This window comes from Brucella sp. H1_1004 (assembly GCF_047308065.1).
GTDB lineage: Bacteria > Pseudomonadota > Alphaproteobacteria > Rhizobiales > Rhizobiaceae > Brucella > Brucella pseudogrignonensis_B.
On record NZ_JAYKZA010000002.1, the window covers coordinates 7501 to 21848 of the forward strand.

Sequence of the window (14348 nt, forward strand, 5' to 3'; positions counted from 1 at the left end):
GAACAAGGCACTTCCGGCGTGGGCTGCAAAGACCGCCAAAGAACGCGCCGGAATCCTTCGCAAATGGTTTGACCTGATCGTCGCCAATGCAGACGACATTGCCCTTATCATGACATCGGAACAGGGCAAACCACTCGCCGAGGCGCGCGGTGAAGTTCTTTATGCTGCATCTTTCATTGAATGGTTCGCAGAAGAAGCCAAACGCGTCTATGGCGACACAATTCCGGCAACACAGCCCGGCCAGCGCTTGACCGTCATCCGTCAGCCAGTCGGTGTGACAGCTGCAATCACGCCATGGAACTTCCCGGCGGCAATGATCACTCGTAAAGCTGCACCCGCACTGGCTGCTGGCTGCACGATGATCGTCCGCCCGGCTGATCTCACTCCGCTAACCGCGCTTGCGCTTGGCGTTCTGGCTGAAAAAGCCGGCATTCCTGCAGGCGTTCTGCAGATCGTGACCGGCAAGGCCCGCGAGATCGGCGCCGAACTCACCAGCAATGACATTGTCCGCAAGCTTTCCTTCACCGGCTCGACCGAAGTTGGCCGCCTGCTGATGGCGCAATGCGCCCCGACCATCAAGCGCATCTCGCTTGAACTTGGTGGCAATGCACCTTTCATCGTGTTCGATGATGCAGACATTGATGCAGCTGTAGACGGTGCCATGCTTTCAAAATATCGCAATGCCGGCCAGACCTGTGTTTGCGCCAACCGCATCTATGTTCAGCGCGGCGTTTACGACAAGTTCGCTGAAAAGCTGGCGCTCAAAGTGAAAGAGCTGAAAGTCGGCAACGGCACCGAGCCGGGCGTCGTCATCGGCCCGATGATCGAAGAAAAAGCCATCACTAAGGTCAAATCGCATATTGAAGATGCGGTTTCAAAGGGTGCGAAGCTTATTGCAGGCGGCAAGGAACTGGGTGGCCTGTTCTTTGAACCGGGCATTCTAACCGGCGTTACCTCGGATATGCTTGTTGCCAAGGAAGAAACCTTCGGACCGCTCGCACCGCTCTTTGCCTTCGACACTGAAGAAGAAGTGATTGCTGCTGCCAACGACACAATCTTCGGTCTGGCTGCTTACTTCTATACGGAGAACTTCAGCCGCGCGATCCGCGTCAGCGAAGGACTGGAATATGGTATGGTCGGACACAATACCGGCCTGATCTCCAACGAAGTCGCACCTTTCGGCGGCGTGAAGCAGTCGGGCCTCGGTCGCGAAGGCTCTAAATATGGCATCGAAGAATATCTCGAAACCAAATATATTTGCAGCGCCTACACGCGTTAAAATAGACTTCATCGACATTAAGAGGTGGCGCGCATTGTTCGTGCCACCTTTTTTATTTATAGAGAGTGCAAATATTCCCGAATGTTTGTACCTATAAAAATCCGGAAAAATCATGCTGCGCCGACTCTATGACTGGACGATCTCGCTTGCTGCCCGAAAGTCTGCCGAATATTGGCTCGCTTTCATCGCTTTTGTAGAAAGCTCAGTGTTTCTGGTGCCCGCCGATGTGCTCTTTCTTCCGATGGCGCTCGCACGCCCTGAACGCGCCTATCGCTATGCGCTTGTGGCGACGATCTTTTCCGTGCTTGGCGGTATAGCAGGTTGGTATCTTGGCTATCATGCCTATGAACAGGTCGCGAAACCTGTGCTTGAAATGTATGGTAAGCTCGACACATTCGAGCAGATGCGTGGCACGACCAGCGCCGACATGATTTTGCTGATGCTCATCACATCCGGTCTATCGCATTTGCCGCCGATCAAAGTTGTCACCATTCTGTCCGGTGCTGCGGGCATAAATATCTGGCTATTTATTGCATCGGCAATTATCGCTCGCGGTGCACGCTTCTTCTTCCTTGCATGGCTGTTGAAGCGTTATGGCGAACCGATCCGCCACTTTATTGAAAAGCGCCTCGGCCTACTGGCTGGTCTGGTCGCCGTGGTGCTGATTGCACTGTTCTTAGCGGTTAAATATTTTCATTTTTGATTTTGCCTCAAGTCAGTCAAATTTAATTGCTTGGAAGCAAACTAGAATTCTAGACTACTGATAAAGCCAGTGTGGCGCAGGAAATTTCATATGGCATTTGCCCTTAATAAACCCGTTGGCAAAATTCAGGCCTGGACCGCAGGCATCATGACAGTCGGACTTGCAGCGACAGTCGGTACAGCTCTGGGCTTCGAACATCTGGCTGGCTTTATGCCGTGCAAGCTCTGCCTTGAAGAGCGCACACCATATTATGTCGGCGTCCCTGTTCTTGCGGCAGCCTTCATTTCCTATGTCTTGAAACTGCCTCCAGTGCTGATACGCGGTCTTATTTTGATCGGCGCGCTGCTGATGACCTTCGGTCTGGCACTTGCGATCTATCACACCGGCGTTGAGCTTAAATATTGGCCGGGTCCGGCTGATTGCAGTGCAGCCACCATGAAGATCACACTCGATGCAGGCAATCTGCTTGGCGATCTCAACGCGACCCGCCCACCCGCATGTGACAGCGCGCCGGGCTTCTTCCTCGGCCTGTCATTTGCCGGATGGAACGTCGTCGCAAGTCTGCTCTTTGCAGCTATTGGCTACTACGGCGCTTTTGCTAAAGGTGGGAAGTAAGAGCGAATTCTGAGGAAGTTTTTCTTTCTTCGCAAGAGCTCAAGTATCTTGATCAAAAAACGGCAGGCCGTGGCGAAAATGGTGATTTTCGAGTACCGAAGCGGAGTGTACTTTTGGGTACATGAGCATCGGAACGCAGACAAATTGCCATTTGCAGACCGGCATGGCGACTTTTGGAACAGATACTAAGGTTCCAATTCGACATCCCAGTAAAGAAAGTCGAGCCAGCTGTCATGGAGATGGTTGGGTGGGAAAAGACGTCCGTTTTTATGCAGATCATGCATCGTGGGTTGAACCGGCTTCTGGCGTGGCCACATATGCGCGCGCGATGGCATCAAGCCGCCCTTGCGCAAATTGCATGGAGAACAGGCGGCGACCACATTTTCCCACGTCGTCGCACCGCCATGGCAACGCGGGGTGACGTGATCAAACGTCAGATCATGCGGTGAGCCGCAATACTGACACTCAAAACGATCACGCAGAAAAAGATTGAAGCGGGTAAATGCCGGATGGCGCGGCGGCTGCACATAATCCTTGAGACAGATCACGCTTGGCAAACGCATGGAAAATGTTGGCGAGGATACGACCTGATCATATTCCGCCACGATATGCACGCGTTCAAGAAACACGGCCTTGATCGCATCCTGCCATGACCAAAGCGACAGAGGATAATAGCTGAGCGGCCTGTAATCCGCATTGAGAACCAGAGCAGGCAAACCACTGCTCGACACCGTTCGGGGAGAGACGGCTACATTCAAGGGCACACCTCCTTCAGAACAATTCCGAAAGAAAAGTGCGTATGGCTTTCCATGCGGAACTGCGCTTCTGACGAGAGCGCCGTGCGTCCATCATGGGCGCAACCTACGACGCTCCAACCTTGTAATAGCATTTCCAGCAAAAGTGCGAAGCGGTTTTGCGTAGGATAATGCGTAGAAACAGATGGTTACAGCGGGCCCACCGCTGTAAGGCAGCAGTGCGATAGGCAGGGTACCAAGTTTCTGCGAATCGAAATGCCGTCATTCACCTGATGCGAATAATGTAATCCCGACATGACAGCATTGTGAAGCAGAAACGCATTTATGTCCCCGTAAACACGCAAGATTTACAGAAGCGGCGCCGCCTCCCGCCCCTTGATCGCAGCGTAATATGACCAAAATAAACGCGCTGCCACACCGCGCCATGGCGACCAGTCTTCCGCAAGCAAGCGAAGCGCCTTTGTATCGGGTCTCGTTTCATGTGCAAAAGCGTGACCGACAGCCGTTTGCAACGCCACATCGCCAGCCGGAAACACATCCGGATGACCCGCGGCAAACAGCAGATAGACTTCAGCCGTCCATGGACCGATTCCTTTGATAGCGGTCAGCGCCTTGATCGCTTCTTCGGCAGGCAGATCGCACAGCCCATGCAGATCGATTGCCTCTTCTGCCAAAGCTTCACTCAAAGCAAACAGCGTTCTCTGTTTTGGCCGCGAAAGTCCGGCAAAACGCCATGCGTCTTCCCCGCCTGCAATATAAGCTTCCGGTGTCATCGGATCGATCACCTGCTTGAACCGCGCCCATATTGCTGCCGCGCTTGCAGTTGAAACCTGTTGCGCAACGATAATCGAGGCAAGACTTTCAAAACCCGGCTCAGATCTTCGAAGCGGAACAGCGTGGGACCGACTGCGAATATCAAGCAACCGTGCGTCGGCTAATCCCAGTGCTTCAAGCCCGGCTTCAATATCATCCAATGTATCGATCCGCCGCATCGTCAGGCCTTTCATTTCAGTGTGGCACAACGTACCAATGCAGTCAGATGACAATCAACTGACATGATCATGACCCAGCCAGTATATCGCTTCGCTCCAAGCCCCAATGGGCAATTGCATCTTGGTCACGCCTATTCCGCCCTTCTCAATGCACAAATGGCGCAGACAAGCGAAGGGCGCTTTCTGCTTCGCATGGAAGACATCGACACCGCCCGCTGCACGCCGGAACTTGAACAGGGCATCTACGACGATCTCCACTGGCTCGGGCTTGAATGGGAACAGCCGGTACGCCGCCAGTCAGAGCATTTCGGCGAATATCGCAACGCCCTGACCAAGCTCGCCGACAAGGGGCTCGTCTATCCCGCCTTTCTGAGCCGCACCGAAGTGCGCGAGATTATCGGCGAAGCCCATGCCAAAGGCCAGGAATGGCCCACCGACCCTGACGGCACACCGCTATACCCGCAGGGCGAACGAAACTTGAGCGAAAAAGAGCAGACGAAGCGCATCATCTCCGGTGCGCCCTATGCATGGCGGCTTAATATGGAGAAAGCGCTTGAAGTGGCTGGCGAAACGCTGTTCTGGAACGAAAGCGGCTACGGCCCGAATGGCGAAACCGGTCGCGTGAACGCCGATCCCGCGCAATGGGGCGACGTGGTGATTGCCCGCAAAGACACCCCCACCAGCTATCATCTTTCCGTCGTGGTGGATGATGCGCTGCAAGGCATCACCCATATTGTCCGCGGATGCGATCTGTTTCATGCAACATCCGTGCATCGGCTTCTGCAAAAGCTTCTGGACTTACCGCAGCCACTTTATCATCATCATGATCTTATACTCGGCGATGATGGTTTGAAACTATCCAAAAGCCGCAAGGATACAGCACTCAGCAGCTTGCGTGAACAGGGCTTTACGCCTGACGATATCCGCGCAAGACTGTCGCTGTAAAAACTATTTTCGCCGCAGCGTCACAGATGATGTGCCCGCACGCCGATTGACGAAAGCGCGCTAAAGCGGTTCAAAGACAGCATGATAGCTGGCACTGAAGGGTGCTGGCGGTGATTTTGTTTATTTTGAAGGAGGCAGAGCCATGGTTTCTCAGAAAGCCGGTAACTACGTTGAGATAGAAGGCTTACGCGTTGCCCCTGAACTGGTGGAGTTTCTGGCCAAGGAAGCAGCACCCGGCACTGGCGTTGAACCAGACGCCTTCTGGAAGGGCTTCGCTGCCATCATCCGCGATCTCGCACCGAAGAATCGCGCCCTCCTCAAAAAGCGCGACGACCTGCAGGCCAAGATCGATGCCTGGTATAAGGATAATCGCGACAAAGGCTATTCGCAGGCTGATTATCAGCAATTTTTGAAAGACATCGGCTATCTCCTGCCCGAAGGCGGAGAGTTCAAGGTCTCGACCGCCAATGTCGATCCGGAAATCATGCATATTGCAGGACCGCAGCTTGTCGTTCCGGTCATGAATGCCCGCTATGCGCTCAATGCCGCCAATGCACGCTGGGGTTCGCTCTATGACGCGCTTTACGGCACCGATGCTATCTCTGAAGATGATGGCGCGGAAAAAGGCAAAGGCTACAACCCGAAGCGCGGCGAAAAAGTCATCGCATGGGCCAAGAATTTCCTCGACGAAAGCGCACCGCTCAATGCGGGCAAGTGGGCCGACGTCACCGGCCTTTCCGTCACGGACGGCAAACTCGGCTTAACGCTAGCCGACGGTTCGGGCACCGCCTTGAAGGACGGGAGCCAGTTCAAGGGATATAATGGCGATGCGGCGGCACCGACCAATGTGCTGCTGGCCAAGAACAACATGCATGTTGATATCGTAATCAATGCGGACAGCCCGATCGGCAAGAGCGACCCGGCCCATATAGCAGACATGGTTCTGGAATCGGCGATCAGCACGATCCAGGATTGCGAAGATTCGATTGCAGCAGTCGATGCGGAAGACAAGGTTGCCGTCTACCGCAACTGGCTCGGCCTGATGAATGGCAAGCTCGAAGACACCTTCGAGAAGGGCGGCAAGCAGATGACGCGCCGCCTTAATGGTGATCGCAGCTATAAGGCTGCCGATGGCTCGGAACTTAGCCTCAAGGGCCGTTCGCTGATGCTGGTGCGCAATGTCGGCCACCTCATGACCAATCCGGCGATCATTGATGCCGAAGGTCATGAAGTGCCGGAAGGCATCATGGATGCCGCCTTCACCAGCCTGATCGCACTGCATGATATTGGCGCGAATGGTCGCCACATGAATTCGCGCGAAGGCTCGGTCTATATCGTCAAGCCAAAGATGCACGGGCCGGAAGAAGTGGCATTCGCCAATGAAATCTTCACCCGCACCGAAGAGCTGCTTGGCATGAAGCCGAACACGCTGAAAATCGGCATCATGGATGAGGAACGCCGCACCACGGTTAACCTCAAGGAAGCGATCCGCGCCGCCAAGGAACGCGTCGTGTTCATCAATACCGGCTTCCTTGACCGCACTGGCGACGAAATCCATACCTCGATGGAAGCTGGCCCGATGATCCGCAAGGGCGACATGAAGCAGGCTGCCTGGATCGGCGCTTATGAACAGTGGAATGTCGATATCGGTCTTGAATGTGGACTTTCCGGCCATGCGCAGATCGGTAAGGGCATGTGGGCCATGCCGGACCTGATGGCTGCGATGCTGGAACAGAAAATCGCCCATCCGAAGGCTGGTGCGAACACCGCCTGGGTGCCATCGCCAACCGCTGCAACGCTCCACGCAACACATTATCATCAGATTGATGTCGCAAGCGTTCAGGAAAAGCTGAAGAGCCGCCCGCGCGCCAAGCTCGACGATATTCTGTCGGTGCCGGTCGCCCCGCGTCCAAACTGGACGCCGGAAGACATCCAGCACGAAATCGACAACAACGCACAGGGCATCCTCGGCTATGTCGTGCGCTGGGTTGATCAGGGTGTTGGCTGCTCGAAAGTGCCGGACATCAACAATGTCGGCCTGATGGAAGATCGTGCAACGCTGCGTATCTCGGCACAGCACATCGCCAACTGGCTCTATCATGGCGTGGTTTCGGAAGCGCAAGTCATGGAAACGCTGAAGCGCATGGCAGCTGTCGTGGACAAGCAGAATGAAGGCGATCCGCTTTATCGTCCGATGGCCGCAAACTTCGACAATTCGATTGCTTTTCAGGCCGCTTGCGATCTGGTTTTCAAGGGCCGCGAACAGCCAAATGGTTACACCGAGCCAGTCCTGCACCGCCGCCGGTTAGAACTGAAAGCGCAAGGCTAATCAGGAATTATTCGGACAGAAAGAAAGCGGCGGGAGAAATCCCGCCGTTTCTGTTTTCGAAATCACTTGACTCCATTATAATAGATATTAATTCTAAGATAATGGAAAACATGAATGAGCATCTCGACAACGCCATTGGCGAAAATCTGCGCCGCCTGCGCCTTGCGCAAGGCATGACGCTGGATGCGCTTGGTGACGCGTCAGGTGTCAGCCGCGCCATGATCTCGCGGATCGAGCGTGGCGAAACCAGCCCAACCGCACAGCTTCTGGCGCGCATTTGTGCAGCGCTCGGCACATCGCTCTCAGCCTTCTTTGCTGATGCGGAAGCCCCCGCCTCTCCTTTGCTCACGCATGATCGCCAACGAGTCTGGCGTGATCCGGATACGGGCTATATCCGGCGGTCTGTTTCGCCACCGGCAACGGGGTCGAATATCGACATGATCGAGGTCGAATTTCCCGCAGGCGCAAAGGTCACTTTTGCACCACAGGCGGCCAATGCAGGCATCACACAGCATTTGTGGCTCCTGAATGGGCAGATGGAAATCACCGTTGGAGCAACTGCCTATCAGCTCCATACCGGCGACTGTCTTTATATGGCGCTCGCTGATGGCATCACCTTTCATAATCCCGGCACCTCGACCGCACGTTATGCAATCGTGCTCGAGCGCCGCAGTAATCTCTGAAAGTAGAATATGATTCGTGTCCTTACCTACGAAGACGCTGGCCCCTCGCTTCTCCCACTGGCAGAAATCCTGACCGATTGCGTTAATGATGGCGCGTCAGTTGGTTTCATGGCGCCATGTGAATGGCAGGGCTTCATCCCTTACTGGAACCGCGTCTTTAATGAAGTAGAGCGAGGCGACACGGCCCTTCTGGTTGCCGAACATAACGGCGAAATTGTCGGTACGGTTCAGCTTGGTCTCGCACAGATGCCCAATCAGCCGCATCGCGCCGATCTTAAAAAACTGCTGATCCATCGTAAGGCGCGCGGCCTTGGTCTTGCACGCAAGCTGATGGAAGCCGTTGAAGAAGAAGCACGTAACCGATGCAAGACACTTCTCTGCCTGGACACCGCAACCGGCAGTCCTGCGGAAGCAATTTACACCCATCTCGGCTGGGAGCGGGTGGGCGTTATCCCGGATTATGCGCTTTATCCTGACGGAAGTCCCTGCGCGACTACACTTTTCTATAAAGGCCTGTGAAATGACCCTCACCATCCGCTTTGCCAACGAAGCTGACCTCCCTGCTCTGCTTGCGATCTACAATGATGCAGTCGAGAACACGCTTGCCATCTGGAACGAAACGCTCGTCGATCTGGAAAACCGTCGCGAATGGCTCAAAGCCCGCAACCGCGACGGCTTTCCGGTTCTGGTGGCCGAACGCGAGGAACAGGTCGTCGGCTATGCGAGTTATGGCCCTTTCCGCCCGTTTGAAGGCTTCCGCCACTCATCGGAACTCTCTGTTTATGTGGCAAGCGATGCGCGCGGCGGCGGTATCGGACGCGCACTTCTGGCAGAGCTTGTGGAAGAAGCACGCGAGCGTAAAGTCCATGTGCTGGTGGCGGGCATTGAAGCAGGCAATGCCGCATCCATCGCCTTGCACAAATCGCAAGGCTTTGAAGATAGTGGCACGCTGAAACAGGTCGGCCAGAAATTCGGACGTTGGCTTGATCTGACCTTCATGCAAAAGATACTCTAATCAGCACCGTGCAATAGAAAGCGCAGCGGGCCATTGCCCTGCTGCGCTTTTTTTGTTTATACAGGCGTATTCGCAAGGACCCGGTGAAAGCCCGGGTGGCTCTTCTGGCCGCCTATCCGCCAGACAACGCAACAACATCCCCCATTTTTACAATCGGCCATGTTGAATCGGACGGCTCTCAACGCCCGTCTTCTATTTGCGGAAAATTCAATGACACGTCTTGCTGCCTACCGCCGCGAGTGGTTCTCCAATATTCGCGGCGATATTCTTTCCGGCATCGTCGTAGCACTTGCCCTTATCCCGGAAGCCATCGGCTTTTCGGTCATCGCTGGCGTCGACCCCAAGGTCGGCCTCTTCGCCTCTTTCGCCATTGCCTGCGTTTCCGCCTTCACTGGTGGACGTCCTGGCATGATCTCTGCTGCAACCGCTGCAACTGCTGTGGTGATGGTCTCGCTCGTCAAGGAACACGGGTTGCAATATCTCTTTGCAGCCACGATCCTGATGGGCATTCTGCAGATCTTTGCAGGCTTTCTCAAACTCGGGCGCCTGATGCGTTTTGTATCGCGCTCGGTCATCACCGGCTTCGTCAATGCGCTTGCTATCCTCATTTTCATGGCGCAGCTTCCGGAACTCATTCATGTTCCGGTTGAGACCTACTGGATGATCGCAGGCGGTCTCGCCATCATCTATCTCTTCCCGCGCTTAACCAAAGCAATCCCATCGCCGCTCGTTGCCATTGCAGTCCTCACCACGCTAGCATGGACCAGCGGCATGGATCTGCGAACGGTTGGCGATCTCGGCGAGTTGCCATCCGCATTGCCGATCTTCGCGCTTCCACAAGTACCGCTGACGCTGGAAACGCTGCAGATCATCCTGCCTTACTCGATCACGCTGGCGGCTGTCGGCCTGCTTGAATCGCTGATGACGGCCCAGATTGTCGATGACATGACGGATACCAACAGCAACAAAAACCAGGAATGTATTGGTCAGGGCACCAGCAATATCGCATCCGCCATGATTGGCGGCATGGGCGGTTGCGCCATGATCGGACAGTCGGTGATCAATGTGTCGTCCGGCGGCCGCGGCAGGCTTTCAACCTTTGTTGCTGGCTCTTTCCTGCTGTTTCTCATTCTCGTTCTCGACGATCTTGTGCGGATCATTCCGATGGCCGCACTGGTGGCCGTGATGATCATGGTATCGATCGGCACCTTCTCATGGCGCTCGATCCTCGATCTGCGCCGCAACCCGCCATCCTCCTCCGTTGTCATGCTAGCAACCGTCATAACGGTGGTTTCAACGCATGATCTTGCCAAGGGTGTTCTGGTTGGCGTGCTGCTTTCCGGCGTGTTCTTCGCAGGAAAGGTCGCAAAGATGTTCCGCGTGAGCGAAACAACGAGCGAAGATGGAACCGAGCGCACCTATACCGTTCAGGGTCAGATCTTCTTTGCCTCGGCACAAAACTTCATTGCCGCTTTCGACTTTTCATCACCTGCAAAAAGGGTAACGATCGATGTCAGCAATGCCCATCTGTGGGACATCACCTCGGTCGGTGCGCTCGACAAAGTGGTACTAAAATACCGTGCCAGCGGTACCGATGTTTCGGTGATCGGCTTTAATGAAGCAAGCAGCGATATGATCGACCGCTTCGCTGTCCATGATAAAGAACCGGGCAGCGCAAAGCTCGCAACACATTAAACAAAGAAAAAGGGCCGCTTTTGCGGCCCTTTTTTTTATCAGTTCGGCTGTGGAACGGCAGTCCCGGTCGAAAGCTCTGTCAGACCGATATCACCTTCAACCTGATCGCTGCGGGCTATCAGGTAGAGGCCGAGTACAGAGGTCAGAACCGCGATGAACACCAGATACCAGGCATGTGCCATCGGGTTGACCGCCAGAAGCGAGGTTACGATCACCGGCGTCAGTCCACCAAAAACCGCATAGGAAATATTGTAGGAAAACGACAAGCCCGAAAAGCGAACAGGCGCCGGGAATGCGCGCACCATCACATAAGGGACCGCGCCAACCATGCCCACCGAAAGACCCATCACCGCATAAAGCGCGAACAGAACGGGCAGGGAAACCGCCGCATAGGTGTAGAACACGAAAGTCGCAACACCGAAGAAAATGCCTGCAACCGCAAAGAAGCGGCCGCTGCCAATGCGATCAACAATCGCGCCCGCACTCACCGTTCCGAACATCAGAAACAGCGTGCCGAAGCTTGTGGCGGCAAGCGACTGCAAAGGCGTGTAGCCATAAAGCTTCTGCAGGAACGTCGCAGTCATCAATGTGGTGACGACGATGCCAGCCGACAGAATCCATGTCAGCAGCACGGAAATGATAACGCCATGCATGTGGTTGCGCAGAACAGTGCCGAGCGGCAGCTTGTCCTTGAGAAGATGGCTGTTCTTCATCTCGGTGAAGATCGGCGTTTCAGCCAACCAGCGGCGCAGGTAAACGGCGAACAGGCCGAAAATACCACCGATGAAGAACGGAATGCGCCATGCGTAACCGGCAAGTTCTTCCGGCGTGAAAATCCAGTTGATGGCGGTCGCAATCAGCGAGCCGATCATGATGCCGAGCGTCAGGCCGGAACAAAGGAAACCACACGCCATGCCAACACGATTGGCAGGGACATGTTCAGCCACAAAGGTCCAAGCGCCGGGGACTTCACCACCGATGGCAGCGCCCTGCAACATGCGGAAGATAATCAGTAGGATCGGCGCGCCAACACCAAGCGTTGCATAGGTTGGCAAGCAGGCCATGGCCAATGTCGAGATCGACATCAGAAACACTGAGAACGCGAAGACGCGCTTGCGGCCAAACTTGTCGCCAAAATGCGCCAGTACAATGCCACCCACGGGGCGCACCAGATAACCAGCTGCGAAAATGCCAAAAGTCTGGATCAGCACCAGCCAGTCCGGCATGTCAGGCGGAAAAAACAGATGTCCGATAACGCTCGCAAAAAATACAAAAATGATGAAATCATAAAACTCCAGCGCGCCACCCAATGCCGAAAGGCCAAGGGTGCGGAAATCCTGCCGGTTGAGCGGTCGGGGATTGATGCTTGTATGGGAGTTTGTCGATGCCATCGATTCGTTCTCTTCTGATCGGGAATCCTGATATGGAGCCTCGTTTAAAGGCTGCGGTTTAATGCGCCAATTATGCCTTCGCTGCAAGGCTTGACTTTTAGCCAGTAAAACTTATTTTAGAATTATTCTAAACTATGGATTTGAGAAATGCTCAGCCGGTTCTTCAGCAATGGTCGTCGCCCCTTTGATTCACTCTCCGAACAGGAGATACTAGCGCTCGCAATTTCGTCTGAGGAAGACGATGCGCGCATCTATCTTGCCTATGCGGATGGGCTGCGCGACGAATTCCCACAATCTGCGAAAATCTTTGAGCAGATGGCCGCTGAAGAGCATGAACACCGCGATGCATTGATTGAGCGACATCGCGCTCGTTTCGGCGATCGCATCCCGCTTATTCGTCGCGAACATGTGAGCGGCTATTACGAGCGCAAGCCGGACTGGTTGGTGCGCCCGCTTGGCATCGACAAGGTGCGCGATGCAGCAGCGCAAATGGAAGAGCAGGCCTATCGCTTTTATATTGAAGCCGCAAAACGCGTTACAGACGCACAGACCCGCAAGCTTCTCGGTGATCTTGCCCAACAGGAAAAGAAGCACGAAGCAAAAGCAGAGTCGCTGGAGAATGAACTCACGCCCAATGCTGTTCAGGACGAAGAACGTGCGCTGGAACGCAAGCAGTTCATCCTGACCTACGTGCAGCCTGGGCTAGCGGGATTGATGGATGGCTCCGTCTCCACCCTCGCGCCAATCTTTGCCGCTGCTTTCGCTACACAGGACACATGGCAGACATTCCTCGTGGGCCTCTCGGCTTCAGTCGGCGCGGGCATTTCGATGGGGTTCACGGAAGCCGTGCATGACGACGGTAAGCTTTCAGGTCGCGGCTCTCCGATCAAACGCGGCATTTCCTGTGGCGTGATGACGACGCTGGGCGGCCTTGGCCACACTTTGCCTTATCTCATCAAGGATTTCTGGACTGCAACGAGCATCGCAGCAATTCTGGTTTTCTTCGAGCTTTGGGCAATCGCCTTCATCCAGAACCGTTATATGGAAACACCTTTCTTCCGCGCAGCCCTTCAGGTCGTGTTCGGTGGTGCGCTTGTTCTTGCGGCAGGCATATTGATTGGCAGCGCTTAAACCGACATAGCATCCTGCGACAAGGAAACAGGACCAGCAAAATCATCGATGGAAATGCGGCCATGCCGGGAAACAGTGACGAAACTGTTTGCTGGCACAGCCATCCAGTTTGCAGCCTCACCGTCAAGCGGCTCGGATACAACACAGATGCCGGATACACTGCCGAGCGTCGCTGTATAAAGCGTCGGCGCAAATGCATCGGTGGCATAACGGATTGCATATAGCTGATTGCCATCGGAAAAAGCTGCTGTCAGCCGCAAGAATGGTGGCACTCCCGCACCTATGGCCTCTTCCACGATTGTTCCGACCATCCGCTTCATAGCCAGCACCGGATCGCTTTCAAGACCAAATTCGAGCATGAGCAGAAAGATCAGCTCCGAATCTGTTGCGCCATGTTTCTGACGATAAATGTCGTCGCTCAGATGGCCTTCAAGCCTCCGTCGCACCCGGTCAAAATTACCGATCTGTCCGTTATGCATGAAACTCCAGCGCCCGGAGACAAACGGATGGCAGTTGGAACGACTTGTCAAACCGCCGGTCGAGGCGCGGACATGAGCTAGAAAAAGGCGCGACCGGATCTGCCGCGCAAGACTGTGTAAGTTCTGATCCGACCAGGCGGGCAGAATATCGCGGTAAAGCCCCGGCTCGCTCCGATTGCCATACCAGGCGACGCCGAAACCATCGCCATTGGTCCGCGTTTTGGCTTCATGTGCATCGTGGCTTTGCGCCACGAGAGAATGACAGGGAGACGAGATAATGTCTTCCAGATAGGTTTCAGGTCCGAGATAGGCGGCCCAACGACACATTTTCGATCC

At 54.8% G+C, this 14348-nt stretch carries 14 protein-coding genes and 1 other annotated feature (1 of these 15 running past the window's edge); of the genes, 10 read left to right on the forward strand and 4 right to left on the reverse strand.

All coding sequences use genetic code 11. From position 1 onward, the window contains the following. From U2P60_RS07255 to U2P60_RS07265, 3 genes are all read left to right on the forward strand, one after another. On the forward strand, positions 1–1279 hold the 3' portion of the coding sequence (locus U2P60_RS07255; RefSeq protein WP_313827092.1) for an NAD-dependent succinate-semialdehyde dehydrogenase. Its footprint begins 173 nt before the window's first position; 1279 of the gene's 1452 nt are visible here — the last part of the coding sequence; its start codon lies beyond the left edge, outside the window; the stop codon is at positions 1277–1279. A 112-nt stretch (positions 1280–1391) separates the two neighbouring features. After that, a complete protein-coding gene (locus U2P60_RS07260) occupies positions 1392–1982 on the forward strand; it encodes a YqaA family protein (RefSeq protein WP_112807762.1) in 591 nt (196 codons plus the stop codon). Between the two features lie 90 nt (positions 1983–2072). Then, entirely contained in the window at positions 2073–2597 is a 525-nt protein-coding gene (locus U2P60_RS07265) for a disulfide bond formation protein B (protein WP_413572035.1), read from the forward strand. A gap of 185 nt (positions 2598–2782) precedes the next feature. Here U2P60_RS07265 and U2P60_RS07270 read toward each other — a convergent pair whose 3' ends face one another. After that, positions 2783–3355: an HNH endonuclease gene (locus U2P60_RS07270; protein WP_313827094.1), complete on the reverse strand. Its 573-nt coding sequence runs from the start codon at positions 3353–3355 to the stop codon at positions 2783–2785. Between the two features lie 344 nt (positions 3356–3699). Then, entirely contained in the window at positions 3700–4344 is a 645-nt protein-coding gene (locus U2P60_RS07275; RefSeq protein ID WP_413573708.1) for a DNA-3-methyladenine glycosylase family protein, read from the reverse strand. 69 nt (positions 4345–4413) lie between these two features. On the opposite strand from U2P60_RS07275, the gene gluQRS reads away from it, so the two are divergent. The 6 genes from gluQRS (at position 4414) to U2P60_RS07305 (ending at position 11011) form a co-directional block, all read left to right on the forward strand. Further along, positions 4414–5289 carry a tRNA glutamyl-Q(34) synthetase GluQRS gene (gene gluQRS / locus U2P60_RS07280; RefSeq protein WP_413572036.1) on the forward strand — a complete coding sequence of 292 codons (876 nt, stop codon included), beginning with the start codon at positions 4414–4416 and terminating at the stop codon, positions 5287–5289. A gap of 142 nt (positions 5290–5431) precedes the next feature. Beyond that, entirely contained in the window at positions 5432–7618 is a 2187-nt protein-coding gene (locus tag U2P60_RS07285) for a malate synthase G (protein ID WP_413572037.1), read from the forward strand. 110 nt (positions 7619–7728) lie between these two features. Then, positions 7729–8301, forward strand: coding sequence for a helix-turn-helix domain-containing protein (locus U2P60_RS07290; RefSeq protein WP_413572038.1), 573 nt, complete (start codon positions 7729–7731; stop codon positions 8299–8301). Between the two features lie 9 nt (positions 8302–8310). Beyond that, entirely contained in the window at positions 8311–8820 is a 510-nt protein-coding gene (locus tag U2P60_RS07295) for a GNAT family N-acetyltransferase (RefSeq protein ID WP_413572040.1), read from the forward strand. 1 nt (position 8821) lies between these two features. Further along, complete coding sequence (locus U2P60_RS07300; RefSeq protein WP_105518886.1) at positions 8822–9316, forward strand: GNAT family N-acetyltransferase; 495 nt, start codon at positions 8822–8824, stop codon at positions 9314–9316. A gap of 73 nt (positions 9317–9389) precedes the next feature. Further along, positions 9390–9445: a sequence feature (sul1 is cis-regulatory element that is thought to sense ions involved in sulfur or methionine metabolism; They are found in Alphaproteobacteria), on the forward strand. Between the two features lie 81 nt (positions 9446–9526). Then, positions 9527–11011: a SulP family inorganic anion transporter gene (locus U2P60_RS07305; protein ID WP_413572042.1), complete on the forward strand. Its 1485-nt coding sequence runs from the start codon at positions 9527–9529 to the stop codon at positions 11009–11011. Between the two features lie 38 nt (positions 11012–11049). Here U2P60_RS07305 and U2P60_RS07310 read toward each other — a convergent pair whose 3' ends face one another. Beyond that, entirely contained in the window at positions 11050–12402 is a 1353-nt protein-coding gene (locus tag U2P60_RS07310) for an MFS transporter (protein ID WP_413572044.1), read from the reverse strand. Positions 12403–12549: 147 nt separating this feature from the next. Between U2P60_RS07310 and mbfA the strand changes: the two genes are divergently transcribed. Then, on the forward strand, positions 12550–13533 hold the full coding sequence (gene mbfA, locus U2P60_RS07315; protein ID WP_413572045.1) for an iron exporter MbfA: 984 nt from the start codon (positions 12550–12552) through the stop codon (positions 13531–13533). Here mbfA and U2P60_RS07320 read toward each other — a convergent pair. After that, positions 13530–14339 (reverse strand): class II glutamine amidotransferase, encoded by an 810-nt coding sequence (locus U2P60_RS07320; RefSeq protein WP_413572046.1) that lies wholly within the window; start codon positions 14337–14339, stop codon positions 13530–13532. The genes mbfA and U2P60_RS07320 overlap by 4 nt on opposite strands. Positions 14340–14348: the final 9 nt, after the last annotated feature.

What these genes read in the sequence shown, in the direction of transcription:
- U2P60_RS07305 (WP_413572042.1), top strand. Translation starts at nt 9,527, where the DNA reads ATGACACGTCTTGCTGCCTACCGCCGCGAGTGGTTCTCCAATATTCGC.
- U2P60_RS07310 (WP_413572044.1), bottom strand. Translation starts at nt 12,402, where the DNA reads ATGGCATCGACAAACTCCCATACAAGCATCAATCCCCGACCGCTCAAC.
- U2P60_RS07300 (WP_105518886.1), top strand. Translation starts at nt 8,822, where the DNA reads ATGACCCTCACCATCCGCTTTGCCAACGAAGCTGACCTCCCTGCTCTG.
- gluQRS (WP_413572036.1), top strand. Translation starts at nt 4,414, where the DNA reads ATGACCCAGCCAGTATATCGCTTCGCTCCAAGCCCCAATGGGCAATTG.
- U2P60_RS07260 (WP_112807762.1), top strand. Translation starts at nt 1,392, where the DNA reads ATGCTGCGCCGACTCTATGACTGGACGATCTCGCTTGCTGCCCGAAAG.
- mbfA (WP_413572045.1), top strand. Translation starts at nt 12,550, where the DNA reads ATGCTCAGCCGGTTCTTCAGCAATGGTCGTCGCCCCTTTGATTCACTC.
- U2P60_RS07275 (WP_413573708.1), bottom strand. Translation starts at nt 4,344, where the DNA reads ATGCGGCGGATCGATACATTGGATGATATTGAAGCCGGGCTTGAAGCA.
- U2P60_RS07295 (WP_413572040.1), top strand. Translation starts at nt 8,311, where the DNA reads ATGATTCGTGTCCTTACCTACGAAGACGCTGGCCCCTCGCTTCTCCCA.
- U2P60_RS07285 (WP_413572037.1), top strand. Translation starts at nt 5,432, where the DNA reads ATGGTTTCTCAGAAAGCCGGTAACTACGTTGAGATAGAAGGCTTACGC.
- U2P60_RS07320 (WP_413572046.1), bottom strand. Translation starts at nt 14,339, where the DNA reads ATGTGTCGTTGGGCCGCCTATCTCGGACCTGAAACCTATCTGGAAGAC.
- U2P60_RS07265 (WP_413572035.1), top strand. Translation starts at nt 2,073, where the DNA reads ATGGCATTTGCCCTTAATAAACCCGTTGGCAAAATTCAGGCCTGGACC.
- U2P60_RS07290 (WP_413572038.1), top strand. Translation starts at nt 7,729, where the DNA reads ATGAATGAGCATCTCGACAACGCCATTGGCGAAAATCTGCGCCGCCTG.